General features: G+C 65.5%; 21 protein-coding genes. 5 read left to right on the forward strand and 16 right to left on the reverse strand.

What is annotated here, in order from left to right; genetic code table 11:
- Positions 1–15 precede the first annotated feature (15 nt).
- The 12 genes from nuoK to F562_RS0111015 form a co-directional block, all read right to left on the reverse strand.
- On the reverse strand, positions 16–315 hold the full coding sequence (gene nuoK, locus F562_RS0110960; RefSeq protein ID WP_018157004.1) for an NADH-quinone oxidoreductase subunit NuoK: 300 nt from the start codon (positions 313–315) through the stop codon (positions 16–18).
- Entirely contained in the window at positions 312–1,136 is an 825-nt protein-coding gene (locus F562_RS0110965; protein WP_018157005.1) for an NADH-quinone oxidoreductase subunit J, read from the reverse strand. Before F562_RS0110965 ends, nuoK begins: the two co-directional genes overlap by 4 nt.
- Positions 1,133–1,846, reverse strand: a complete 714-nt coding sequence (gene nuoI, locus F562_RS18830; RefSeq protein ID WP_018157006.1) for an NADH-quinone oxidoreductase subunit NuoI — start codon at positions 1,844–1,846, stop codon at positions 1,133–1,135. Before nuoI ends, F562_RS0110965 begins: the two co-directional genes overlap by 4 nt.
- On the reverse strand, positions 1,839–3,260 hold the full coding sequence (gene nuoH / locus F562_RS0110975; RefSeq protein ID WP_018157007.1) for an NADH-quinone oxidoreductase subunit NuoH: 1,422 nt from the start codon (positions 3,258–3,260) through the stop codon (positions 1,839–1,841). Before nuoH ends, nuoI begins: the two co-directional genes overlap by 8 nt.
- Positions 3,257–5,842: an NADH-quinone oxidoreductase subunit G gene (locus F562_RS0110980; protein ID WP_018157008.1), complete on the reverse strand. Its 2,586-nt coding sequence runs from the start codon at positions 5,840–5,842 to the stop codon at positions 3,257–3,259. The genes nuoH and F562_RS0110980 overlap by 4 nt, the downstream gene beginning before the upstream one ends.
- On the reverse strand, positions 5,839–7,161 hold the full coding sequence (nuoF, locus tag F562_RS0110985; RefSeq protein WP_018157009.1) for an NADH-quinone oxidoreductase subunit NuoF: 1,323 nt from the start codon (positions 7,159–7,161) through the stop codon (positions 5,839–5,841). The genes F562_RS0110980 and nuoF overlap by 4 nt, the downstream gene beginning before the upstream one ends.
- Positions 7,158–7,979, reverse strand: coding sequence for an NADH-quinone oxidoreductase subunit NuoE (gene nuoE, locus F562_RS18835; RefSeq protein WP_018157010.1), 822 nt, complete (start codon positions 7,977–7,979; stop codon positions 7,158–7,160). The genes nuoF and nuoE overlap by 4 nt, the downstream gene beginning before the upstream one ends.
- On the reverse strand, positions 7,976–9,349 hold the full coding sequence (locus tag F562_RS0110995) for an NADH-quinone oxidoreductase subunit D (RefSeq protein WP_018157011.1): 1,374 nt from the start codon (positions 9,347–9,349) through the stop codon (positions 7,976–7,978). The genes nuoE and F562_RS0110995 overlap by 4 nt, the downstream gene beginning before the upstream one ends.
- Positions 9,349–10,059, reverse strand: coding sequence for an NADH-quinone oxidoreductase subunit C (locus F562_RS0111000; protein WP_018157012.1), 711 nt, complete (start codon positions 10,057–10,059; stop codon positions 9,349–9,351). The genes F562_RS0110995 and F562_RS0111000 overlap by 1 nt, the downstream gene beginning before the upstream one ends.
- Positions 10,056–10,610, reverse strand: a complete 555-nt coding sequence (locus tag F562_RS0111005) for a NuoB/complex I 20 kDa subunit family protein (RefSeq protein ID WP_018157013.1) — start codon at positions 10,608–10,610, stop codon at positions 10,056–10,058. Before F562_RS0111005 ends, F562_RS0111000 begins: the two co-directional genes overlap by 4 nt.
- 6 nt (positions 10,611–10,616) lie before the next feature.
- Complete coding sequence (locus F562_RS0111010; RefSeq protein WP_018157014.1) at positions 10,617–10,991, reverse strand: NADH-quinone oxidoreductase subunit A; 375 nt, start codon at positions 10,989–10,991, stop codon at positions 10,617–10,619.
- 212 nt (positions 10,992–11,203) lie between these two features.
- Positions 11,204–11,896: a demethylmenaquinone methyltransferase gene (locus F562_RS0111015; protein ID WP_018157015.1), complete on the reverse strand. Its 693-nt coding sequence runs from the start codon at positions 11,894–11,896 to the stop codon at positions 11,204–11,206.
- An 86-nt stretch (positions 11,897–11,982) separates the two neighbouring features.
- Between F562_RS0111015 and F562_RS0111020 the strand changes: the two genes are divergently transcribed.
- The gene (locus F562_RS0111020; protein ID WP_018157016.1) at positions 11,983–13,269 is read left to right on the forward strand and encodes an isochorismate synthase; all 1,287 of its coding nucleotides are present in this window, start codon (positions 11,983–11,985) and stop codon (positions 13,267–13,269) included.
- A gap of 18 nt (positions 13,270–13,287) precedes the next feature.
- Here F562_RS0111020 and F562_RS0111025 read toward each other — a convergent pair whose 3' ends face one another.
- Positions 13,288–13,821 (reverse strand): SRPBCC family protein, encoded by a 534-nt coding sequence (locus F562_RS0111025; RefSeq protein ID WP_040385317.1) that lies wholly within the window; start codon positions 13,819–13,821, stop codon positions 13,288–13,290.
- Between the two features lie 44 nt (positions 13,822–13,865).
- Between F562_RS0111025 and F562_RS0111030 the strand changes: the two genes are divergently transcribed.
- Both F562_RS0111030 and F562_RS0111035 read left to right on the forward strand, forming a co-directional pair.
- Positions 13,866–14,330, forward strand: coding sequence for a flavodoxin family protein (locus F562_RS0111030; protein ID WP_018157018.1), 465 nt, complete (start codon positions 13,866–13,868; stop codon positions 14,328–14,330).
- A 51-nt stretch (positions 14,331–14,381) separates the two neighbouring features.
- Entirely contained in the window at positions 14,382–15,641 is a 1,260-nt protein-coding gene (locus F562_RS0111035; protein WP_018157019.1) for a GNAT family N-acetyltransferase, read from the forward strand.
- A 13-nt stretch (positions 15,642–15,654) separates the two neighbouring features.
- On the opposite strand, the gene menD is transcribed toward F562_RS0111035, so the two are convergent.
- The 3 genes from menD to F562_RS0111050 are packed head-to-tail and all read right to left on the reverse strand — an operon-like array spanning position 15,655 to position 19,993.
- Positions 15,655–17,385: a 2-succinyl-5-enolpyruvyl-6-hydroxy-3-cyclohexene-1-carboxylic-acid synthase gene (gene menD, locus F562_RS0111040; RefSeq protein WP_026181202.1), complete on the reverse strand. Its 1,731-nt coding sequence runs from the start codon at positions 17,383–17,385 to the stop codon at positions 15,655–15,657.
- Between the two features lie 38 nt (positions 17,386–17,423).
- The gene (locus F562_RS0111045; RefSeq protein ID WP_018157021.1) at positions 17,424–18,341 is read right to left on the reverse strand and encodes an aldose 1-epimerase family protein; all 918 of its coding nucleotides are present in this window, start codon (positions 18,339–18,341) and stop codon (positions 17,424–17,426) included.
- A complete protein-coding gene (locus tag F562_RS0111050) occupies positions 18,338–19,993 on the reverse strand; it encodes an AMP-binding protein (protein WP_018157022.1) in 1,656 nt (551 codons plus the stop codon). Before F562_RS0111050 ends, F562_RS0111045 begins: the two co-directional genes overlap by 4 nt.
- Before the next feature lie 87 nt (positions 19,994–20,080).
- On the opposite strand from F562_RS0111050, the gene F562_RS0111055 reads away from it, so the two are divergent.
- Positions 20,081–22,297 (forward strand): helicase-associated domain-containing protein, encoded by a 2,217-nt coding sequence (locus F562_RS0111055; protein WP_018157023.1) that lies wholly within the window; start codon positions 20,081–20,083, stop codon positions 22,295–22,297.
- A 151-nt stretch (positions 22,298–22,448) separates the two neighbouring features.
- Positions 22,449–23,450 (forward strand): AurF N-oxygenase family protein, encoded by a 1,002-nt coding sequence (locus tag F562_RS0111060; protein WP_018157024.1) that lies wholly within the window; start codon positions 22,449–22,451, stop codon positions 23,448–23,450.
- Positions 23,451–23,452: the final 2 nt, after the last annotated feature.

The raw sequence follows: 23,452 nt of genomic DNA on the forward strand, positions 1-23,452 counted from the left end.
TTCACACCGGCTCCCTTATAGCTTCAGCAGATTGGCGTCGTCGACCGAAGCCGAACGGCGGGCACGGAAGATGGCCATGATGATCGCCAATCCGACGACCACCTCAGCTGCGGCGACCACCATGACGAACAGTGCAATGACCTGGCCATCGAGCTCGCCGTGCATACGGGCGAAGGTCACAAAGGCGAGGTTGGCCGCGTTGAGCATCAACTCAACGCCCATGAACACGATGATGGCGTTGCGGCGGAGCAGGACGACTGCGCCACCGATCGAGAACAGGATCACCGACAGGTAGATGTAGTTCATGAGGCTCATCGGGCGTCCTCCCCGTCATTGGTCGAGCTGGTGTCGACACGGTCACTCGCCGTACCGGTCGAGTCCCCGGTCTCGCGCTCCAGCGCGCTCGTGGAGTCGGTGAACTCCGAGGTGCCGACCACCTGACCGCGGGCCCGCAGCACCCGAGAGATCGACAGCTCCGATGGCGTTCCGTCCGGGAGCAGCGCCGGAGTGTCAACCGCGTTGTGGCGGGCGTACACACCGGGAACGGGCAGACCCGAAACGTTCTCGTTGCGGCGGATACGGCGGCGGGACCAGTCGGCCTGCGAGGCCTTGGGGGTCAACCGTTCGCGGTGCGCCAACACCATCGCGCCGAGCGCCGCGGTAATAAGGAGCGCGCTGGTGGCTTCGAATGCCCACACGTAGGGGCCGAAGATCAGCTTGGCGGCACCGCTGACGTTGCCATCGGCGTTGGCCTGCTCGAGCCCGACCGGCGGCGGCGTGTTGGCCTTGGCCACCAGTGACATCGCCATCGCCGCGAACGCACCCGCGAGCAAGAGACCTGCGATGCGCTGGCCTTTGATCGTCTCGACCAGCGAATCCGAAGCATCGACACCGACCAGCATGATGACGAAGAGGAACAACATCATGACGGCACCCGAATAGACGAATACCTGGATGATGCCGAGGAATTCAGCCTGCTGGGCGATGTAGAACACACCCATCAGCACCATGGTCAGGGCCATACCCATCGCGGCATGGACAGCCTTGCGAGCAAAGAGGAGACCAAGCGCGCCAGCGACAGCCAACGGCGCCGCCAACCAGAACAGCACCGTTTCGCCGGCGCCTACCGTCATCATGCGGTTTCCTCGGTCTCGACACGGCTCGCGCTAGCGCGCTCGCCTGCTCGACCGGCGTTGGGGTCACTCGCGCTAGCGCGCTCGCCTGCTCGACCAGCGTTGGGGTCGCTCGCGCTAGCGTTGGTGTCACTCGCGGTGCTTACCTGCGCGTCGACCCACTCCTGCTGTTCGGGGGTGGATCCACTGACCTTGCCCTGGTAGTAGTCGCGCTCTTCCATGCCGTCGACCATCGGGTGCGGGGCGGGCAGCATGCCGGTCTGGATGGGCGCGAGCAACTGATCCTTAGTGAAGATCAGGTCGGCACGGTTGTTGTCGGCCAACTCATACTCGTTGGTCATGGTCAGCGCGCGCGTCGGGCACGCCTCGATGCACAAGCCACAAAAAATGCAGCGCAGGTAATTGATCTGGTAGACGCGGCCGTAGCGCTCCCCCGGCGAGAACCGCTCACCGGCGGCATCGTCGTTGTTGGCGCCTTCGACCAAGATCGCGTCGGCTGGGCAGGCCCAAGCGCAGAGCTCGCACCCCACGCACTTCTCCAGCCCATCAGGATGCCTGTTGAGCTGGTGGCGCCCGTGGAACCGCAACTGGGTGGGCCGCTTCTCCTCGGGATACTGCTCGGTCTCGATCTTGCGGAACATCGTCCCGAAGGTGACGCCGAATCCGGCGACCTTCGCAAAGAGGCCCGGCTCGTCACTCTTACGGTCAGCCATGGGTGTCCTCCGAGTCGGCATGGGCGTCGGTCGGGTGGGAGCCTGCTCTGGCACCCGCAGGCTGCGGGGCTGCAGCAGCGAGCGCTGGCGCAGGCTCCTTGAGTCGCTGTCCGGGCATCGGTGGAACCGGGTGCCCGCCGGCGAAGGGGTCGATCTCCACGGCCGGTTCTTCGGCCTCGCGCGCAGCTTGGATACGCGCGTCGCGGCTGTCCCAGACCCAGACGATGGCCAGGACGACCACGCCTATACAGGCGACCACGAACAAGGTGGCTCGGGGGAATTCTCGGCCCAGGAGGCTGACCTTGCCATCGCCCAGGAAGCCCAACTGCGATGCGCGGACGAAGGCGACCATGACGACCCAGACCAGCGTGGTCGGGATCATGACCTTCCAGCCGAGCTTCATGAACTGGTCGTAACGGACACGCGGCAACGAACCACGCAGCCACACAAAGAAGAACAGGAAACTCCACAGTTTGGCGGTGAACCAGAACAGGCCCCACCAGCCGCCGTTGAACATGCCATCGCCGATGGCCGCGATCCCCGGAGGTGCCTGCCAGCCGCCCAAGAACAGGGTGGTGGCGAGCGCTGAAACGGTGAACATGTTGACGTACTCACCGAGGAAGAACATCGCGAACTTCAGCGAGGAGTACTCGGTGTGGAAGCCACCCGTCAGCTCGCCTTCGCCCTCAGCAAGGTCGAAGGGCAGACGGTTGGTTTCACCCACCATGGTCACGAGGTAGACCACGAAGGAGAAGAACGCCGGGATGATGAACCACAGGTCACTTTGAGCCGAGACAATCTGACTCGTGGACATCGAGCCGGCGTAGAGGAAGACCGCGACGAGCGCGAGACCCATGGCGATTTCGTACGAGATCACCTGAGCGCTGGAGCGCAGACCACCCAACAGCGGGTAGGTCGAACCCGAGGACCAGCCGGCGAGCACGATGCCGTAGACGCCGACACCGGCGACCGCGAGCACCAGCAGGGTGGCCACCGGAGTGTCAGTCAATTGCAACGGTGTGTAGTGACCAAACATCCACACATCGCCAGAGAGCGGGATGATCGCGAACGCGACGAAGGCCATCGCACCGGCCAGCGCGGGCGCCGTCCAGTACATGATCTTGTCGGCGTTTTTCGGGACGACATCTTCCTTGAGGGCCAGCTTGACGCCGTCGGCAAGGGTCTGCAGCAGACCGAACGGACCGGTGCGGTTCGGGCCGGGTCGCTGCTGCATCCGACCAATGACGCGCCGCTCAAACCAGATGATCAGCAGGGTGCTGACCAGCAGGTAGACGAACAGCAGCAGCGCCTTGACCGCAGAGAGCCATAGCGGGGTGTCGCTGAAGTCTGCGGTCGGGTTGTCGGTCGCCGCCGGAAGCATCGACACGGCGTGGCTTACCGCTGTCACGGTCATACCGCACCGCCCTTCTGGTTGGTCTCGACAAGCTCGACCGGCGTTGCGGACTCGACCGGCGTTGCGGACTCGACCGGCGTTGCGGACTCGACCGGCGTGGTGCCGGGCGCGAGGCTCACGACGGAACCACCGCCAGCGCCGAGCGTGGCGCAGACTGTCGAACCGGGCGAGTTAGACGGCACCCACACGACGTAGTCGGGCATCTCGGTGACCTGCACGGGCAGCGTCAACTGGCCCCGCTTGGTCGCCACGGACAACGGTGCGCCATCGGTCACCCCGACGCTCTGCGCGGTGGTCGCAGAGATGCGCGCCACCGGGCGCCGTGCCGTGCCAGCCAGGAAGGGCTCGTTGTCCTGCATCGTGCCGAGGTCGAGCATCTGCGGCCAGGTCGCGAGGACTGCTTCACCGATCAACGGACGGGGTACGCCGCCACGGCGCACCCGCGGACGCTCGGCGCGCGCAGCGGAGGTCGATCCGAGTTCGGCCAGTTCGGCGCGTACCTGGTCGACCGTCCGGGTCCCCAGGAATTCGCCGAGCTCGGCAGCCAAGAGGTCCAGCACCCGGAAGTCGGACATGGCGTTGGACTCCAGCGACTGCTCGAAGGGGCGATCGCGACCTTCCCAGTTGAGGAAGGAGCCTGCCTTCTCCTGGTGTGGTGCAACCGGGAGCACGACGTCGGCATACGGAGCGGCGCCAATTTCACGGATCTCCAACGAGACCACAAAGGCCCGCTCCAGCGCGGCGCGCGCCAGGTCCGGGTCCGGCAGGTCATCGGGATCCAGACCTCCGACGACCAGTCCCGCAAGTTCACCGGACGCGGCAGCCTCAAGGATTGCGGTGGTGTCGCGACCCACGGAATCGGGCAGGTCGGTAGCACCCCACACGGTGCCCACCTGGGCCCGCGCATCGGCGTCAGTGACCTCGCGGCCGCCGGGCAGCAGGCTCGGAAGCGCACCAGCCTCGAGCGCACCCCGCTCCCCTGCGCGGCGTGGCACCCACGCCACGCGCGCCCCCTTGGCTTCCGCCAGGTCGATCAGCGCGGACAGTCCACCGGCCACGGTCGACAGGCGATCGCCGACGATCATGACGGTGCCGTCATCGAGCTTCTTGACCTGCTCGGCGACCTCGTCGGGTAGGTCGGCTCCGCCCTGGCCGATCGCCGCCAACACCTCAGCCTCGGTGCCTGGCGCGGTCGGGATGAGCGTTCCGCCCATTTTCTCCAGGCCGCGGGTGGCGTAGGGCGCCAGCGACATGACCTGGGTCTTGTTCGTGCGCCACGCCTTGCGCAGGCGAAGGAACAGCATGGCGGCTTCGTCTTCGGGTTCCAGTCCGACCAACAGGACCGAGCTGGCGTTCTCGACATCGGCGTAGGTCACCGCACCGTTGGCCGGGTTGGTCCCGACCACGCTGTGCGCCAGGAAGGATGCTTCCTCAGCGGAGTGCGGGCGGGCCCGGAAGTCAATGTCGTTGGTGCCCAGCACGAGGCGGCTGAACTTGGCGTACGCGTAAGCGTCTTCGGTACTGATCCGGCCACCGGTCAGCACACCGACACCGCCAGCGCGGGCCAGTTGGAGTCCGCGGGCTGCCGCTTCGAGTGCTTCTGGCCATGCGGCGACTTGCAGGTCGCCGTGCTCATCGCGCACGAGCGGCGTCGCAAGACGGTCTTTGGCCGTGGCGTAGGTGAACGCCCAGCGGCCCTTGTCGCAGTTCCACTCTTCGTTGACGTCGGGGTTGTTGAGCGCCATCCGACGCAGCACGGCGCCCCGGCGATGATCCACCCGCAACGAGCAGCCACCAGCGCAGTGCTCACAGACGCTCGGGGTCGAGACCAAGTCGAACGGGCGCGACCGGAACCGGTAGGCCGCGCCGGTCAGCGCGCCGACCGGGCAAATCTGCACGGTGTTGCCAGAGAAATAGGACTCGAACGGCTGATCTTCGTAGATGCCGACCTGCTGCAGGGCGCCGCGTTCGATCAGGGCGATGAACGGGTCACCCGCGATCTGGTCGGAGAATCGCGTGCAGCGCGCGCACAGGACGCACCGTTCACGATCCAGCAGGACTTGGCTGGAGATATTGATCGGCTTGGGGAAGGTGCGCTTGACGTCGACAAAGCGTGACTTGGCCCGACCATTGCTCATGGCCTGGTTCTGAAGCGGGCATTCACCACCCTTGTCACACACCGGGCAGTCGAGCGGGTGGTTGATGAGCAGGAGTTCCATGACGCCCTGCTGAGCCTTGTCGGCCACCGGCGAACTCTGCTGGGTCTTGACCTCCATGCCTTCGCTGACCTCAAGGGTGCAGGAGGCCTGGGGCTTCGGCATCGGTCGCTTCGAGCCGTCCGGGCCCTGGGTCGACACCTCCACCAGGCACTGCCGACAAGCCCCCACGGGCTCGAGCAGTGGGTGGTCGCAGAAGCGCGGGATCTGAATGCCCAGGTCTTCGGCAGCGCGAATGACCAGGGTTCCCTTGGCAACGCTCACCGGTCGACCATCGACCGTCAGCGTGACCTCATCGACCTTCGCCGGGGCGTCCGCCCCGCTGGTCGAGCTTGCCTCGCTGGTCGAGCTTGTCGAGACCGTCATACGGTCGCCTCCTCCTGCTCGGGCTGAGCAAACAGGGTGTTGCGCTCCGGCGGGAAGAGCTCCCACCACGGCTGAGTGATTCCTGCTTCGAACTCCTCGCGGAAATACTGGACGGCCGAGGTCACCGGGGAGGTGGCACCGTCGCCCAGCGCGCAGAAACTGCGGCCGAGGATGTTGTCGCAGATATCGACCAACTTGTCGATGTCTTCCTGGGTGCCCTGGCCGTACTCCAGCCGGGTCATGATCTGCTTCAGCCAGAACGTGCCCTCACGGCACGGCGTGCACTTGCCGCAGGACTCGTGCGCGTAGAAATCGATCCAGCGGGATACCGCACGCACGACCGACGTGGTCTCGTCAAAGATCTGCAGCGCACGGGTTCCCAGCATCGAGCCAGCCTCGGCGACCGACTCGAAGTCCAGCGGTACGTCGAGGTGCTCATCGGTGAAGATCGGTGTCGAGGAACCACCTGGCGTCCAGAACTTCAGTTTGCGGCCGCCGCGCATACCGCCGGCCATGTCGATGAGTTCACGCAGCGTGATGCCCAGCGGGGCTTCGAATTGGCCCGGGCGGGTGACGTGCCCAGACAGGCTAAAGATGCCAAAGCCCTTGGACTTCTCGGTGCCCATTTCGGAGAACCAGTCCACGCCGTGGTTGACGATCGGCGGGATCGAGGCAATGGACTCCACATTGTTGACCACCGTCGGCCGGGCATAGAGACCTGCAACGGCTGGGAATGGCGGCTTCAACCGTGGCTGGCCGCGACGTCCCTCGAGGCTGTCCAGGAGCGCGGTCTCTTCACCGCAGATGTAGGCCCCGGCGCCAGCGTGGACGGTGACGTCCAGGTCGTAGCCGGTGCCCAGGATGTCCTTGCCGAGGTAGCCGGCTGCATACGCCTCTTCGACCGCGCGTAGCAGTCGCCGGTAAACGTGCAGGACCTCGCCACGAAGGTAAATGAACGCGTGGTTGCAGCCGATCGCGAACGAGGTGATCGCCACCCCCTCGATGAGGAAGTGCGGCGCCGCCATCATCAGCGGGATGTCCTTGCAGGTGCCCGGCTCGGACTCGTCGGCGTTGACCACCAGATAACGGGGACCGCCGTCCGGTGGGGGCAAGAAGCCCCACTTCATGCCGGTCGGGAAGCCCGCCCCGCCACGGCCACGCAGGCCGGAGTCTTTGGACATCTGCACGAGGTCTTCGGGCTTCATCTTCAGCGAGGTGCGCAGGGCCTGGTAGCCCTCGTTGTCCTCGTAGGTCGCCATCGTCCAGGACTGTGGGTGATCCCAGAACTTCGTGAGGATGGGAGTCAGGGCGGTCGTCATGCCGGGTCCTTCCCGAAGTCTGCGGAACTATGGAGTCCCGGCTGCGGTGCCGCCGCCTCGCCAGCCGGGCTCGGGTTCGGGTCGAGTACGCCCTGGTCCGCGTCGGAGTCGCCCTTGACGATGCGCAAGCCCTCCAAGGACGCCGGGCCTGCGCCCACGCCCTCGTCGGCGCGACCGTCGGAGAAGCCGGCCAGCACGCGCGACATCTGCTTAAAACTGCAGACGGTGTTGGCTCCGCGGGTGGGGCGTACGTCTTTGCCCGCACGCAGGTCGTCGACCAGTTGCGTGGTGGACTCCGGCGTCTGGTTGTCGAAGAACTCCCAGTTGGCCATGACGACCGGGGCGAAGTCGCAGGCGGCGTTGCATTCGACACGCTCGAGCGTGACCTTGCCGTCCTCAGTGGTCTCGTCGTGGCCGATGCCCAGGTGCTCGGAGACGGTGTCCCAGATCTGGTCGCCGCCCATGATGGCGCAGAGGGTGTTGGTGCAGACGCCGACGGTGTATTCGCCGTTGGGGTGGCGCTTGTACTGGGTGTAGAACGTCGCGACGCCAGCGACCTCGGCCTCGGTCAGGTCGAGTTGCTCGGCGCAAAAAGTGACGCCACGACCGGTGACGAAGCCGTCGACACTCTGAATCAGGTGCAGCATCGGCAACAACGCCGAGCGCTTGACCGGGTAGCGCGCGATGATCGCCGCCGAGTCGCGAGTCAAGCCCGCAAGCGTCTCAGCGTCGTACGGCTCCTCGCTGGAATGCAGCGGGGTGTGGGGATGCAACGGGTTAGGCAACCCGCCGGTCGAGCTTGTCGGGACCTCGCTCATCGGTCCACTCCTCCCATGACCGGGTCGATGGACGCGACGGCCACGATGACGTCGGCAACCGAGCCGCCCTCACTCATGGCGGCAGCGCCCTGCAGGTTGTTGAAGCTGGGATCGCGGAAGTGCACCCGGAAGGGGCGCGTCCCACCGTCGGACACGGCGTGGCACCCGATCTCACCCTTGGGCGACTCGATGGCCGCGTACGCCTGGCCGGGCGGCACCCGGAATCCTTCGGTGACCAACTTGAAGTGGTGAATCAGGGATTCCATCGACTCGCCCATGATTTCGCGGATGTGATCGAGGCTGTTGCCCTGACCATCGCTGCCGACGGACATCTGAGCGGGCCACGCGATCTTCTTGTCTTCGACCATGACCGGTTGGCCCACGGCGGCCGGGCCGCTGGTGGCTTCCAAGCGGTCCAGGGCCTGCTCGACAATGCGCAGCGACTGGTGCATCTCCTCGATGCGGACGCGCAACTTGCCGTAGGCGTCGCAGCTGTCCCAGGTCGCGACCTCGAAGTCGTAGGTCTCATAGCCGCAGTAGGGATCAGATTTGCGCAAGTCGTAGGGCAAACCCGTCGAGCGAAGGACGGGCCCGGTCATACCAAGCGCCATGCAGCCGGCCAGGTCGAGGTACCCCACGTCGACCGTGCGTCCCTTGAGGATCGGGTTCTCCAGGAGCAACTTCTCGAGCTCGCCGATACCGCGCTTGAGGGCAGGGATGGTCTCCCTGGCCTTGTCGATGCAGCCTGCGGGCAGGTCCTGCGCGACACCCCCGGGGCGGATGTAGGCGTTGTTCATGCGCAGACCGGTCACCATCTCGAAGATGGCCAGGATCCGCTCACGTTCGCGGAAGCCAATGGTCATGACCGTGGTCGCCCCGAGCTCCATACCGCCAGTGGCCAGGCACACCAGGTGGGAGGTGATCCGGTTCAGCTCCATCATGAGCACCCGGATCGTCTGGGCGCGCTCGGGAATCTGATCGGTGATGCCGAGCAGTTTTTCGACCGACAGGCAGTAGGCCGCCTCGTTAAACAACGGCATGACGTAGTCCATGCGAGTACAGAAGGTCACGCCCTGGGTCCAGGTGCGGAACTCCATGTTCTTCTCGATACCGGTGTGCAGATAACCGATACCTGCCCGCGCTTCGGTGACGGTCTCGCCATCGAGTTCGAGGATGAGGCGAAGCACGCCGTGCGTGGACGGGTGCTGCGGACCCATGTTGACGACGATGCGCTCTTCGTGGAGCGCGGCCGCTTCTTCCGCGACGTCGTCCCAGTCGCCGCCAAAGGCGTTAAACACCTTGGCGTCGCTGGTGTCGCCCTCATTGGATGTCTGGGCGTAGACGTCTGGGGTCTCAGTCGTGTTGGTCATCAGGAGTACGACCTCCGCTGGTCGGGAGGCGGAACGGTGGCGCCCTTGTACTCCACCGGGATACCGCCGAGCGGGTAGTCCTTGCGCTGAGGGTGACCGGGCCAGTCATCCGGCATGAGAATGCGGGTCAAAGCGGGGTGTCCATCAAAGATGATGCCGAACATGTCCCAGGTCTCGCGCTCGTGCCAGTCGGCGCCGGGGTAGGTGGACACAATCGACGGGATGTGCCGGTCACTGTCGGGGCAGGTCACCTCGAGGCGTACGCGCCGGCTGGCGTGCGTGATCGACAGGAAGTGATAGACCGCGTGGAGTTCGCGACCCTCGTCGTGCAGATAGTGAACGCCGGAGAGGCCGGTACACATCTCAAAGCGCAACGAAGGGTCATCTCGAAGCACCTTGACCACTGCGGGCAAATGTTCGCGCGCGACGAACAGGGTGAGTTCGCCGCGGTCGACGACGACTCGCTCCACGGCGATGCCATAGGCATCGGCGCCGAGCACGCGCTCCAGGTTGTCGGCCACATCGTCGAAGTAGCCGCCATAAGGCCGAACCGCGTCGGCCGGAAACATAATCGGCCGCTCAAGGCCGCCGTAGCCACTGGTGTCATTGCCCAGGGATGAGCCGAACATGCCCTTCTTTTGCGCGATGACGACGGGCTCAGGGCCGTCCTGCGCTGGGGCAACTTCACCGTTGGTCGTCTCGTCCGTCACGCCAGCAAACCCTTCATCTGGTGCGTCGGTGTCGCCTCGAGCGCAGCCTTCTCGGCGGCGCGGGCAGCCTCGACGCGGTTGACGCCGAGCGGGGTGTTCTGAATCTGGTCGTGCAACGTGAGAATCGCGTTGAGCAACATCTGTGGCCGCGGCGGACACCCAGGCAGGTAGACGTCGACCGGGACGATGTGATCGACGCCCTGCACGATCGCGTAGTTGTTGAACATCCCACCCGAGCTGGCGCAGACGCCCATCGAGATGACCCACTTGGGCTCGGGCATCTGGTCATACACCTGGCGTACGACGGGCGCCATCTTCTGGCTCACGCGACCGGCCACGATCATCAGGTCCGCCTGGCGGGGGGTTGCGCTGAAGCGCTCCATCCCGAACCGTGCGAGGTCGTAGTCGGGGGTGCCGACGGCCATCATCTCGATGGCGCAACAGGCCAGGCCAAAGGTCGCGGGCCATACGGAACTCTTGCGCATGTAGCCGGCAAGTTGTTCGACCGACGTCAGCAGAAAGCCCGCCGGTAGTTTTTCCTCAATACCCATGTCGTGTTACTCCCAGTCCAGGCCGCCGCGACGCCACACATAGGCGTAAGCGACGAACACCGTGATGATGAACAGGACCATCTCGACCAGGGCGAAAAGCCCGAGTTGTTCGAAGGCCACTGCGAACGGATAGAGGAAGACGCTCTCGATGTCGAAGATGATGAACAACATCGCGGTCAGGTAGTACTTGATCGGCACCCGGCCGCCGCCATCGGCGTGGGGGCTGGGTTGGATTCCACATTCGTAGGCGTCCAACTTGGCGCGGTTGTAGCGCTTGGGCCCGGCGAGCGCGCCTGCGACGACCGAGAAGATCGCGAAGCCCGCTCCGATGCCAGCAAAGATGAGCAGCGGAGCGTAGGAGTAGTTGGTCAGCCCATTCACGAAGCTGGCTCCTTCCAAACGCCTGGGTGAAGCGCCTTATCCATCGTATTCACCGTCGCACCTTTTGCCGGGTCATGCGGGCGGACTCATGAAGGCCGACGTCAAACTGAGACCGCGAGACCTCGTGCTTGTGACAGCTTTCACGAACTCCCGGAGTCTAGGGCCGGGGCCGCGCGGAGCCCTACTAAGGAGGGCCTTACCGGCGCTGGGGATTAGGGCCGGTATGCGCGATGGAGCGCGACAATTCCGCCCGACAGGTCGCGCCACGAGGTGTCCTGCCAGCCGGCGCCGGTGATGAGTCGGGCGAGTTGTTCTTGATTCGGCCACGCCTGAATGGATTCGGCCAGGTAGACGTAGGACTCGGCATTGGAGCCGATCCGTCGAGCAACCTTGGGCAGGATGCCCATGAGGTACTCCGTATAGACCTTGGCGAAGGCAGGGTTGGTTGGCGTGGAGAACTCGCAGATCACTACGCGCCCACCGGGCCGCGTGACGCGCGCAAACTCCCGCATCGCCGCCTCGGTGCTGGCGACGTTGCGCAACCCGAAGGACATCGTGACCGCGTCGAACGAGGCGTCCGCGAACGGCAAGCTCATTGCGTCGGCGGCCGCGAACGGCAGGTTGGCCTGACGAGCCCTGCCCTGGCGCAACATTCCGAGGGAGAAATCCGCAGCCACGACGTGCGCCCCCGCCTCACCGAAAGGAACGCTGCTCGTGCCGGTGCCTGCAGCGATGTCCAGGATTCGTTCGCCCAGTTGGGGCGCAACGGCCTCGACGACTTTGCCGCGCCAACGACGGTCTTGACCAAGGGACATCACGTCGTTGGTGATGTCGTAGCGCGCCGCGACGTCGTCAAACATGCGGGCGACGTCCTGGGGGCGTTTGTCGAGGCTGGCGCGCATCATGGGTCCATCTTCGCGCAGGCCTCTCACCCCCGTCCGCTCACCCTCCAACGAGCGCCTGACCGCCGCGGCGAATAGTCTGACCCCTCGTGACCACCGAACCGGCGCTGACATCTCGCAGCGCGCCGTCCCTCGTGGCGCGTACGGCCCTGGTCGCCGACCCCGGGGATCTGGCCGCGCTGCTGCCTGACGACGCCGACCCCCGCGACCTCATGACGTGGTTGCGCGATGGGGACGGACTGGTCGGGTGGGGGCGCGCCGCATCCATCACCTGCACCGGACCGAATCGATTCGCCGAAGCCGACACCTGGTGGCGTGCGGTGTGCGAGCAGTCAGTCATCCGCGACGCCGTGCACGAGCCAGGCACCGGTCCTGTGGCCTTCGGCACTTTTAGCTTCGCCTCGGACTCGGCCATCGCCTCGACGCTGGTGGTGCCCTCCGTCGTCGTCGGCCGCAAGGGTGGCAAGTGCTGGGTCACCACGATTCGTACGGGCGCATCCCTGCCGCAGAACGTGGTCATCGAGCCCTCGCGACGTCCCATCGCCCCGTCCAGTCCGGCGTTGCGGCCGGGTGCTTTGACGGGACCGCAATGGGCCGACGCCGTGGCCAAAACCGTGCGCCGAATTCAGGGCGGCGCCATCGACAAGGTGGTCCTCGCGCGCGATGTCATCGCCACCTGCGATGAGCCCCTAGACCCTCGGTGGCTGTTGGCCAAACTCGCGCAGGACTACGCCAACACCTGGACCTTCGCGGTCGATGGCCTGCTCGGCGCGAGCCCAGAGATGCTGGTACGCCGCGAGCGCGGCTTGGTGACCTCCCGTGTTCTTGCCGGAACCATTCGCCGTACCCAGGACGACGAGCACGACCTCGCGCTCGCCGGGAGTTTGGCCCGCTCGTCCAAGGACCTAGAAGAGCACGAATATGCGGTGCGGTCAGTAGCCGAATCCCTCGCTCCCCATTGCCAATCCATGAATGTTCCGGAGTCGCCGTTCGTGCTGCACCTGCCCAACGTGATGCACCTCGCGACCGACGTCGCGGGGGTCCTCGGCGACGAATCTTCCGCCTTACGCCTGGCGGCCTCCTTGCACCCGTCCGCGGCGGTCTGTGGCACTCCGACCGCCGAAGCGGCGCGGGTGATCTCGGAGTTGGAAGAACTCGATCGCGGTCGCTATGCCGGCCCGGTCGGCTGGATGGACGCCGCTGGCGACGGCGAGTGGGCTATCGCGTTGCGCTGTGGCGAGCTTGATGCCCAAAACCCTTCGCGCGTACGCCTTTTCGCCGGCTGCGGCATTGTCGCCGGCTCTGACCCGGAAGCCGAACTCGCCGAATCTGAGGCGAAATTGCTGCCGATGCGGCAAGCACTCGGCGCGATCTGAGCACGCGGAACGTCTCGCCTAAGGCGAGTGGCTTGCCTCCGCGAGCGCGGCGAGGGTGTGAAGTTGCTTGCGCATCATCGGCAGGTCACCCCAGGCGAGCGCTGCTGCGTGTGCCCTCGACAGCGGACCTTCGCCCCGCCAGAAACGCAGCGTGGCGACCAGCCGACATCCCGTACCGTCCGGAATCACCTGATAACTCACGACGACCTCGCCAAACAGTCGGCGGCCTAGACCGGGCGACATGGCCAGCACGAGTTCTCGACCGGCGGTCACCTCGACCGCGGTGAAGATCGTCATCACGCGCTCACCGGGTTCGACTGGTCCCAGGTCCGATCGCAGCTCGGGCGGGCTCTTGCGTCCAAGGTTGTCCACCAGGTCATAGCTGTAGGGCGCCAGCCGCAGGTTGCCGAGCCATGCGAAGACATGCTCGGGCGGTGCCGCGACTGACACGGCGCGCACGGCTCGACTGCTGCTAGCGGGCGACCAACGGTCAGCACCGCACTCGCGTGCGACGTCCTCGCGCGTCGCACCCCACACCCACGGGAGGCTCATGAGACCAACATGGCACTCGCGGCAAGGCACCTACTCTGGACTGCGTGACAAACCGCCGCACCCTGTTGGTCGTGCACCACACGCCGACTCCGCTGCTTCGAGAAATGCACGAGGCGACGCTGCAAGGCGCGCACGATGACGCGATCGACGGCGTCGACGTACGCGCAGTGTCGGCGCTGGAGGTCACGATCGATGACTTTCTGCACGCCGACGGCTACCTGCTCGGGACTCCCGCCAATTTTGGCTACATGTCGGGCGCGCTGAAGCACGCGTTCGACAGCACCTACGACGACATTCGCGGCAAGATCGATGCCCGCCCGTTCTCCTTCTGGATTCATGGGCGCAGCGACACCACTGGCGCTCGCCGGGCGGTGGAGTCCATCACCACCGGCCTGGCGTGGAAGCTCGCGGCGGAACCGGTCGAGGTGATCGGTAAACCGTTGACCGATGGCGATCAAGCTCTCCTGGTCGAGCTCGGAGGCACGCTCGCTGCCCTTCTGATGGGCTGAGCAATTCAATTCGATTGCCGACGACGCCAGCCACGGAGTTGACTGTGTTCTGTGACGATTCAGATCCGCGGGGCGGACGATGCCGAGAAGTTTCTTCAGACTGACTTGACGGTATGGGCCGATGGGCGGCTGCCGCTTCCGCTGGACACCGCAGTCCTACCCCAAGAGGAGCAGCGCTTTGCTGCCGTTCTCGACGACTGGCCGGCAACCGAGGAGTGCTACGCCGGAATCTACGGCGTCTATGACCTGGAGCTCAGCATCCCCGGCGCGCAGGACGAGATCCTGGTTGCTCCCGTCGCCGGTCTGACCTGGGTTGGTGTCCATCCCGATGCCCGACGGCGGGGCGTACTCAGCGCGATGATGCGCGACCACTTCGAACGAACCGCGGCGGCAAATTCGTCAGGGCTTTCGGTCCTCAACGCCAGCGAGCCAGCGATCTACGGGCGCTTCGGTTATGGAGTCGCTGCGGCGAAGACGGTCGCCAGCCTGAGCACCGGGACGACCCTGGAGGCGACCGGACTCGAGGAGGATGCCGCGCGCATCTCCACCCGACTCGTGACTGCACGAGCGGACGGTGTCCCGGAGCGGATGCGTGCAGCCGCACACGCTGCTGCGATGCATGCCCACGGCAGCGTGGTCCGGGAATTACGGACCTACGAACGGTTCGTCGCTGAGCCACACGAGGTGCTCTACGAGAAGGAGCCGTGGCAGTGCTTCCTCGCGACCGAGAACGGTGCAGACATCGGCTATGCGTTCTTCCGTCGCGAGCCCAAGTGGGACAACGACCAACCCCAGGGCGTGGTCACGGTGGAACTGGTCGGGACGCCACCAGCTCAACTCGCGCTAATGCGCAGACTTCTCAGCCTGGATCTGATGTCCACAGTGAAGATCTCGCCACGTCCCACTGACGACGTCCTTCGAGCCTGGTTGGGCAGCGAGCGCGGCGTCATCGGGCCGTCCGTCGACAACCTGTGGCTTCGCTTCGTCGACCTGCCCAAGGCTATGTCGCTGCGCGGCTATACCGGACCCGGCGAGGTCGTTATTGAGGTCGCGGACGAGGTTCTGCCCGACCAAGGCGGCCGTTGGCTCCTCACCGCGACCGCCCACGGCCAAGGCGGTGTGGAACGTACCGATCGTGCGGCCGACCTCTCGCTCACGACTCAGCAGTTGGCGAGCGCCTACCTCGGTGCGGGCGGCCTGCCGACACTCCACCGAGGCGGTTTGCTCACCGAGCAGCGCGATGGCGCGGTGGTGGAGCTGGAGCACATGATGCGCACGGCTGCTGGGCCAGCTGGCTCGGTGGGATTCTGACCTTCGCGATGTCTTAGGTCGCCAGCACAGCCTGGGTGGCGGCCGCCACGATCGACTCCCGCAAGTCGCGCTGACCGGCCCGGTCCATGCGTACCTCGACGACATGAATTCCCTTCGAGGGGTGCATGATCCGCTCTGCGAGGCGATCGACGTCGGAGACCAGTTCGTGCTCAATGTCGTGGGCGGCGCACAGGTCAGCGAAGCGTGTCCCGGTCGGCGTCGCGAAGATCCGCTCGAACGGTCCTGCCAACTCGGCCTGGCCTGGCTCCAGCACGCCGAAGATGCCGCCACCATCGTCATTAAGGACGACAATCGTGAGATCTGGGCGCGGCTCGTTCGGCCCGATGAGGAAGGCGTTCGAATCGTGCAGGAAGGTCAGGTCGCCAACGATCGCGAAGGTTGGTGAGTCTGGTCGGGAAAGTGCCAGCCCGATCGCCGAACTGAGCACGCCATCGATTCCAGCAAGACCTCGATTACTAACTGCCAGAACGTCTTTGGCGATGCGCGACGGGTTTCGTCCGATCTCCAAATCGCGGGCCGTGTTCGACGACCCGACGTAGACGTGCGACCCCATCGGCGCGTGGTGCACCACCGTGGAGGCAATCGCTGGCCCACTCGGCCAGGACTCCGCGACCAGATCACCCACGGATTCCACCAAAGCAGATCCGGCCTTGCGCCACCGAGAAGCCCACTGGCGATCGACGCACCCAGAGACGGCGTCGTGGCTGCGGAGGACGTCGGCCCAGTCGTGCACCCGACGGACGACGTGACCTGGGTCCGCCCAGGTCGTGAGCGCCGTGACCGCCTCGACCGTGGTGTCGGGGTGCGCGAGCAGGCGCTGCACCGGGCGGGACAGCGTCAGGCGCCCACCTACCAGGACCCGCTCGGGCCGGTTTTCCTCAAGCCATTCTTCGGCCTGCAGGATGAGTGACCCGTGGGGCATGCTGCGGCCACGGTGATAACGGCCGAAAGGTTCGGCGATCAACGGCCATCCGGCGACGTCAGCCAATTCCGAGAGTTCTACCGCCCGACTCGGGTTGGGTAGGTCGCCGAGCATGACGAGAGTTCGGGGTACGGGCGCGATACCCGGACCGGAGCCCACCGCTGGGTGATGACCGGGGGTACGCAACTCCAGCCATGGCACACCGCGGGGCCGACCCTCAAGGGATTCGGGCCATTCGGCGACATCGTCAGTCGGCACCAACGGCTCCCGCAGCGGGATATTGAGATGCACCGGTCCGGCGTCACCGCTGGGCAGACCTTCGCTCTCGGCCACCGCGCGCCCAATGACGCTGCGCCAGTTGGCGTTCTGCCCACCTCGAATATCCGGCGCCCCCGGCTCATGGAACCAACGACAGGACGCACCAAACAGCTTCACCTGGTCGGTCGTCTGATTCGCCCCGAGACCCCGCAATTCCGGCGGGCGGTCGGCGGTCATGACGATGAGCGGGACCGCTGCGTGCGCAGCCTCGAGGACTGCTGGGTAGAGGTTTGCCGCTGCGGTTCCGCTGGTGGTGACGACCGGCACCGGAACGCGCGTCACCTTGCCGAGCCCCAGCGCGAGGAACCCCGCCGAGCGCTCATCGACACGCACATGGAGCCTCAGGCGACCCTTGGCGTCGGCCTCATGCGCGGCGTACGCCAGCGGCGCCGAGCGGGAGCCCGGGCACAACACCAGGTCCTTTATGCCGTGCCGGATCAGTTCGTCAATCAGCACGGTCGCGATGGCCATCGAAGGATTCACCCGGCCAATCCTGCCGTACGCGACCCGGCACGCACCGCTTAGTCCGCGCGTACTCCCCAGCCGGCGCTCCAGGTCTCCCCCGGTTCGAGCACGATCAGGTGGTCTCCAGTCGCGAACGCATTTGCGGGACAGGTCATCGGCTCGACGGCAATTCCGGTGGCGCGACTGCGGCCACCGGGCAGCGAGTCTCCGGTAAACGCTTGGACATAGGGGTAGGCGCTCGCGTCGGCCCACAGGGTGGTTACCCGCCCCCCGTAGGCGATCGTGACCCGCCACCGCCCGTCGTCGTCAGGCTGCAGATCGGTGAAGGCATGGTCGAGGGCCACATCTCCGACTGACCGGAGCGCCGAGAAATTCAGGTCCGGGGAGATGGGCGCACTTCCGTTGGGGATGAGCCGGTCATCGACCCGGATCAGGGTCTCCGCGGGAAGTCGCAGACTCGCCTCGTCCACCGTCGGCTCGCCAGCGGTGAGGTAAGGGTGGGCGCCGAAGCCAAACGGAGCCGCAGTGTCACCAACGTTGGTCGCCGAAGGCGTCACTGTCAGCCCGTCCTCGCCGAGGGCATAACGCATCGTCAGTTTTAGCGCGGCATCCCAACCTTGTTGCGGTAGTAGTGAATACGTGACTGTCAGCGCACTATCTTCCATCGACTCAAGCGTCCATATGGCCCACCGCACCAGTCCATGCGATGCATTGGCGCGCGCCGGTTCGCTCAACGCGAGCTGTTGATCGCGACCCGCAAAGGTGTACTGCCCGTCGCGGATCCGGTTCGGCCACGGCATGAGCATCTGGCCTCGCCCGGCATCAGCCTTGGCTGATGCGTCATAGCCGAAGAGGACGGGCTTGCCGCCCACGACGTACTCCCTGATGCCGCCACCAACCTGCACGATGGTGGCGTGCTGGTCGCCGTAGCGGATAGTCCATTGCTCGCCGCTGGGGGCATACGACTGGCTCATGGGGCCAGGATCTCTGTCGCGCGCTCGCGCATCTCGACCTTGCGGACCTTCCCGGTCACGGTCATCGGGAACTCCTCGGTCACGTGCACATACTTTGGGATCTTGTAGTGCGCCAGCTGCCCGGTACAGAACTCGCGAATCGCGTTGGCATCCAACGGTTCCGCGTCGGGCTTCATGATGATCCAGGCCATGAGTTCTTCGCCATACTTCTCATCCGGCACCCCGATCACTTGCACATCCGCAATACCGTGGTGGGTGTAGAGGAACTCTTCAATCTCACGCGGGTAGACGTTCTCCCCACCTCGGATCACCAGGTCCTTGATGCGACCGACGATGGACACATAGCCGTCGTCATCCATCGTGGCGAGATCACCGGTATGCATCCAGCGCGCGGGATCAATCGCCTCAGCCGTCTTTTCTTCCTGCTCCCAGTACCCGAGCATCACCGAGTAGCCGCGGGTGCACAGCTCTCCCGCCTCGCCCCGCGCCATCGGAAGACCGGACACTGGATCAACGACTTTGATCTCCAAGTGCGGCATCACCCGGCCGACAGTCTCCGTGCGTCGCGCCAAATCGTCGTCGACGCGAGTCATCGTCGACACCGGCGAGGTCTCGGTCATGCCATAACAGATCGCGACCTCGCTCATGTTCATCTCGGCCACCACCCGCTTCATCACCTCGACCGGGCACGGCGAGCCCGCCATGATCCCGGTACGCAGCGCGGACAGGTCATAATCCGCAAAAGTCTCAAGGCCAAGCTCCGCAATGAACATGGTCGGCACGCCATAGAGCGACGTACACCGTTCTGCGACCACCGCATCCAGCGTCGCGACCGGATCGAACGATGGCGCCGGAATGACCATGGTTGAGCCGTGGGTGGTGCACGCGAGGTTTCCCATCACCATGCCGAAGCAGTGATAGAACGGCACCGGAATGCACACTCGGTCGGCCTCGCTGTAGCCGACCGTCTCGCCGACGAAGAAGCCGTTGTTGAGAATGTTGTGGTGCGAGAGGGTGGCCCCCTTGGGAAATCCCGTTGTCCCAGAGGTGTATTGGATGTTGATGGGGTCGTCGGTCGTCAGTTCCGCCGTACGCGCCTCAAGATCCTCGTCCGCGATGCCTGAGCCCGCCCCGACCAGGTCCGCCCAACCACTCGAGCCTTCGATCGGGCTGGCGTCGAGCGATATGTAATAGACCTCTTCCAGCCCGGGGCAGTCGGCGCGCACCTCCTCGACCATGCTGCGGTAATCAGATGTCTTGTGTGCTTTGGCACTCACCAGAGTGCGCATCCCCGATTGATTGATGACAAACGTCAGCTCGTGCGCGCGATAGGCAGGGTTGACGTTGACGAGCACCGCACCGACCCGCGCCGTGGCGTACTGCAGCAAGGTCCATTCGGGGCAGTTCGGCGCCCAGATGCCGACCCGATCGCCCTTCTGGACCCCGCGGGCAAGCAGCCCCTTGGCCACGGCATCGACGTCGGCGGCAAACTCGGCGTAGGTCCACCGTCGCCCTGTCGGCACATCGACTAAGGCCTCCCGCGACGCGAACGCGGCAACAGTCCGGGCGAGGTTGGCCGGAATGGTGTCCCCGAGCAGGGGCACGTCGGAGATTCCGGACGCATAGGACGGCGGGGCGGTGGAGCCGGGCACGATGACCTCCTGGGTGCGAGGGTGCGATGGGTTCCACCATAGGAGTCGGACGCATGGCCGGGTGCGATGTACACCTAAAGTGGGCAAGTGCCTGAACCCGCTCGCTCGTATGCCGACGACCTACGATCGCGCAACGACGATGAGTTGGCCCTCCTCGTGCAGCACCGCCCCGACTTAGCGCGGCCAGCCCCGGCCAATCTGAGCGCGCTTGCGGCCCGCGCGGCGACCGTACCCAGCACCCGACGCGCCCTGGAACACCTCGACGCCGGTCTCTTGCACGTCCTTGAGGCGGTGCTCGTCGCCGGTTCGGCACCTGGCGCGCCGGACCTGCTGGGCACTGACATGGCGTGTATCACCCATGCGCTGGACGAACTGTGGCGACGCGGCCTGCTGTGGTCTGCGCCCAATGGACTGCGCCCAGCGCGGGCCATTGGGGAATCCCTGACCCACCCGGCTGGCCTCGGCCCGCCAGCCGCGACGCTCGCGCACCGCCCACCTGCCGACATCGACGCCGCTGTCGGCCGCCTCGGCGAGGCGGCGCGCACGGTCCTGGAGAGGATGCGCTGGACGGTTCCCCGGGCCACCCTCGACGGCCCCACTCTGCGCGCCGCGCGTGAAGAACTCATCGACGCCCAGCTACTCGTACGAGCCGACGGCACTGATGTGATTCTGCCCCGCGAGGTGGCTCTGGCCCTTCGCGGCGGCCGCTTGCACCAGCACCCGCTAGACCCGCCACCCTCGACCGGGCTGCCCACGCGCAGCACCACCGATGTGGACGCAGCTTCAGGCGCCGAGGCGCTCGAACTACTCAGCCAAGTCGAAGAAGTCGCACATGCCTGGGAGTCGAACCCGCCGCGGGTTTTACGCTCCGGAGGCCTGGCGGTCAAGGATCACAAGGCCGTCTCCTCGCTCCTCGATATCTCGGCGGAACGATCCGCATTCGTCATCGAGATCGCCACTGCGGCAGGACTTTTCGCGACTGACGCCGAAATTGAGCCGTCCTGGTTGCCAACAGTTGGATACGACTCGTGGCGCGCCGCATCCCCCAGTGACCGTTGGGCCCGCCTGGCCACGGCATGGTGGAACACCAGCCGTGCACCATCACTCGTGAGCCAACGCCTCGACGGCAAAGCCATCAATGTCCTCAGCGAGCAGGCCGCCTGGCCACTCCTGCGTACCCAGCGGCGGGACGTCGTCGCGGTTCTCGCCGGACTGCCGGAGGGATCGGCCCCATCCATCGACGCAATCGAAGACCACCTGCGCTGGCGACGCCCACTCCGGCTGCCAACCGGCGCGCCGACGCAAGCCGCGACCGTGATTCAGGAGGCGACCTGGCTCGGAGTGCTCGGTCGCGGAGCGCTGAGTGCCGTCGGACGCGGACTCCACGACGCCGTCGACCTAGACGGCCTCATCGCGCTGGCGGCAGCCCACCTGCCAGAGCCCATCGGTCATGTGCTCATCCAAGCCGACCTGACCGCAGTGGCACCGGGCCCGCTGACTGACGAGATCAACCGCCTGATGCGCCTCTCCGCCGACATCGAATCGCGCGGTGGGGCAACCGTTTTCCGCTTCAGCCCGGGAAGCGTACGCCGCGCGCTGGACTCGGGGATGTCCTCTGGCGACCTGCTCGAACAACTTCGAGCGGCGTCCCTGACCCCCTTGCCGCAGCCCTTGGAATACCTCACCGCCGATGTTGCACGTCGACACGGACAAGCCCGGGTTGGCGCCGTCGGCTGCTACATCCGCAGCGACGACGAGACCGCGCTGTCGGCGATGCTCGCCGACCCCGATCTGGCACCGCTCCAACTTCGCCGGATCGCCCCAACCGTTCTGGTGTCACCCGTGCCCGCGGCGACCGCCGTGGCCCAATTGTCCGAGCATTCCCCGGTGGCTGAGACTTCCGACGGCGGGATCCTGCTGACTGGTCGTCAGGCGCGACGGGCTCGCGTGACCCGAGGCGGCCCCTCCCCGGTGAGTGTTGAGTCGCTGGACGCCGACCTGGCCATCGAACTGGTCGGGCGGCTTCGTGGACGCGAGGCCGCAGACGTCGAACGCGCTGCAACACAACAGGGTCCGCCGATTCCGGAGACCGATGCGACCGTTGCGGTCACGTTGCTTGCGGATGCCGCCGCTGAGGGCGCCGCGGTATGGATCGGGTATGTCGATGAAACCGGGTCCCCGCGCCGAGCGCTGTTCCGCCCAGAGCAGGTGCAGGGCGGGCGCGCCGTCGGCACCGTCGACGGCTCGGCCAACCGGCGGGCGTTCGCGATGCACCGCGTCACCGGGGTTGTTCTCCCGGACTAGCCTGCCGCCGACATCCGCAACTTACCTTTACGAAAGTTTTCGGCCGCACCCCCTTGTGTGCGACACCATGTTGCGTCTAGATTTCACTGCGACACGATGTTGCAGTGACTTGGCTCACAGCCGGGCACCACGTCGCGAAAGGTGGACGACCATGACGATGACCGCTCGTAAGCCGCAGATGGACAACACGGCGCCGGAGCGCAGCGAGGACTACCTCGCGACGCTGCAAACGCTGTCCGAGGCATCGGTCGAGCAGCACTTCGACGCATTCAAGGACATCGACTGGGACCATCCGGACTATGCGATCGTCCCCGACGACGACCGGTGGATTCTTTCCGCGGTGGACGCGCTCGGCGGCACACAGTGGTACCAATCGCTGCCCCGAGAGCGCCAAATCGAGGTGGGCATGTATCGGATGGCCAACCTCGCCAAGGTCGGCCTGCAGTTCGAGCAGCTGTTGATCGGCGGGATCATGAATCACGCCCTGACCCTGCCCAACGGCAGCCCGGAGTTCCGCTACTCCACTCATGAGGCCACCGAAGAGTGCCACCACACTCAGATGTTCCAGGAGTTCGTGAATCGCTCAGGGACGAACGCCGCGGGTAGCCCGGCCTGGTTCCGCCGAATGGTCCCGATCATTGCGATGGCCGGGAGCATTCACCCCTATGTCTTCTTCATTGGGGTGCTCGCCGGCGAGGAACCAATCGATCACTTGCAGAAGGAAATCCTGCGCTCGGGCGACCGAATGCACCCGCTGGTGAGGCGCATCATGCAGATCCATGTGGCCGAAGAAGCCCGGCACATCGGGTTCGCCCATCAATACCTGCAGAACCGTGCCGGCTCGCTCAACAAGGTCGAGCGGGGCGTGGTGTCGGTCCTGATGCCGGTCATCATGCGCACCCTGTGCGACGTGATCATGAAGCCGAGCAAGCAAATGGTCCAAGACCTGCAAATCCCAGAAGACGTAGTCAAGGAGATCTGGTGGAAGTCTGACCGCTCCGCCAAGGTGCTACGCGACATGTTCGGCGATGTGCGGATGCTGGCCGAAGAGACCGGGTTGATGAACCGCACCTCTCGGCGCGTGTGGTCTCTGATGAAGATCAACGGCCGCCCCTCGCGCTTCCGCAGCCAGCCCGCCAACGCGGCCACCTGATT

It is taken from the genome of Demetria terragena DSM 11295 (genome assembly GCF_000376825.1).
Lineage (GTDB): Bacteria > Actinomycetota > Actinomycetes > Actinomycetales > Dermatophilaceae > Demetria > Demetria terragena.

Bases quoted from the DNA above. Each gene is read 5' to 3' on its own strand.
- nuoK (WP_018157004.1), bottom strand. From the start codon at position 315: ATGAGCCTCATGAACTACATCTACCTGTCGGTGATCCTGTTCTCGATC.
- F562_RS0110965 (WP_018157005.1), bottom strand. From the start codon at position 1,136: ATGATGACGGTAGGCGCCGGCGAAACGGTGCTGTTCTGGTTGGCGGCG.
- nuoI (WP_018157006.1), bottom strand. From the start codon at position 1,846: ATGGCTGACCGTAAGAGTGACGAGCCGGGCCTCTTTGCGAAGGTCGCC.
- nuoH (WP_018157007.1), bottom strand. From the start codon at position 3,260: ATGACCGTGACAGCGGTAAGCCACGCCGTGTCGATGCTTCCGGCGGCG.
- F562_RS0110980 (WP_018157008.1), bottom strand. From the start codon at position 5,842: ATGACGGTCTCGACAAGCTCGACCAGCGAGGCAAGCTCGACCAGCGGG.
- nuoF (WP_018157009.1), bottom strand. From the start codon at position 7,161: ATGACGACCGCCCTGACTCCCATCCTCACGAAGTTCTGGGATCACCCA.
- nuoE (WP_018157010.1), bottom strand. From the start codon at position 7,979: ATGAGCGAGGTCCCGACAAGCTCGACCGGCGGGTTGCCTAACCCGTTG.
- F562_RS0110995 (WP_018157011.1), bottom strand. From the start codon at position 9,349: ATGACCAACACGACTGAGACCCCAGACGTCTACGCCCAGACATCCAAT.
- F562_RS0111005 (WP_018157013.1), bottom strand. From the start codon at position 10,610: ATGGGTATTGAGGAAAAACTACCGGCGGGCTTTCTGCTGACGTCGGTC.
- F562_RS0111015 (WP_018157015.1), bottom strand. From the start codon at position 11,896: ATGATGCGCGCCAGCCTCGACAAACGCCCCCAGGACGTCGCCCGCATG.
- F562_RS0111025 (WP_040385317.1), bottom strand. From the start codon at position 13,821: ATGAGCCTCCCGTGGGTGTGGGGTGCGACGCGCGAGGACGTCGCACGC.
- F562_RS0111045 (WP_018157021.1), bottom strand. From the start codon at position 18,341: ATGAGCCAGTCGTATGCCCCCAGCGGCGAGCAATGGACTATCCGCTAC.
- F562_RS0111060 (WP_018157024.1), top strand. From the start codon at position 22,449: ATGACGATGACCGCTCGTAAGCCGCAGATGGACAACACGGCGCCGGAG.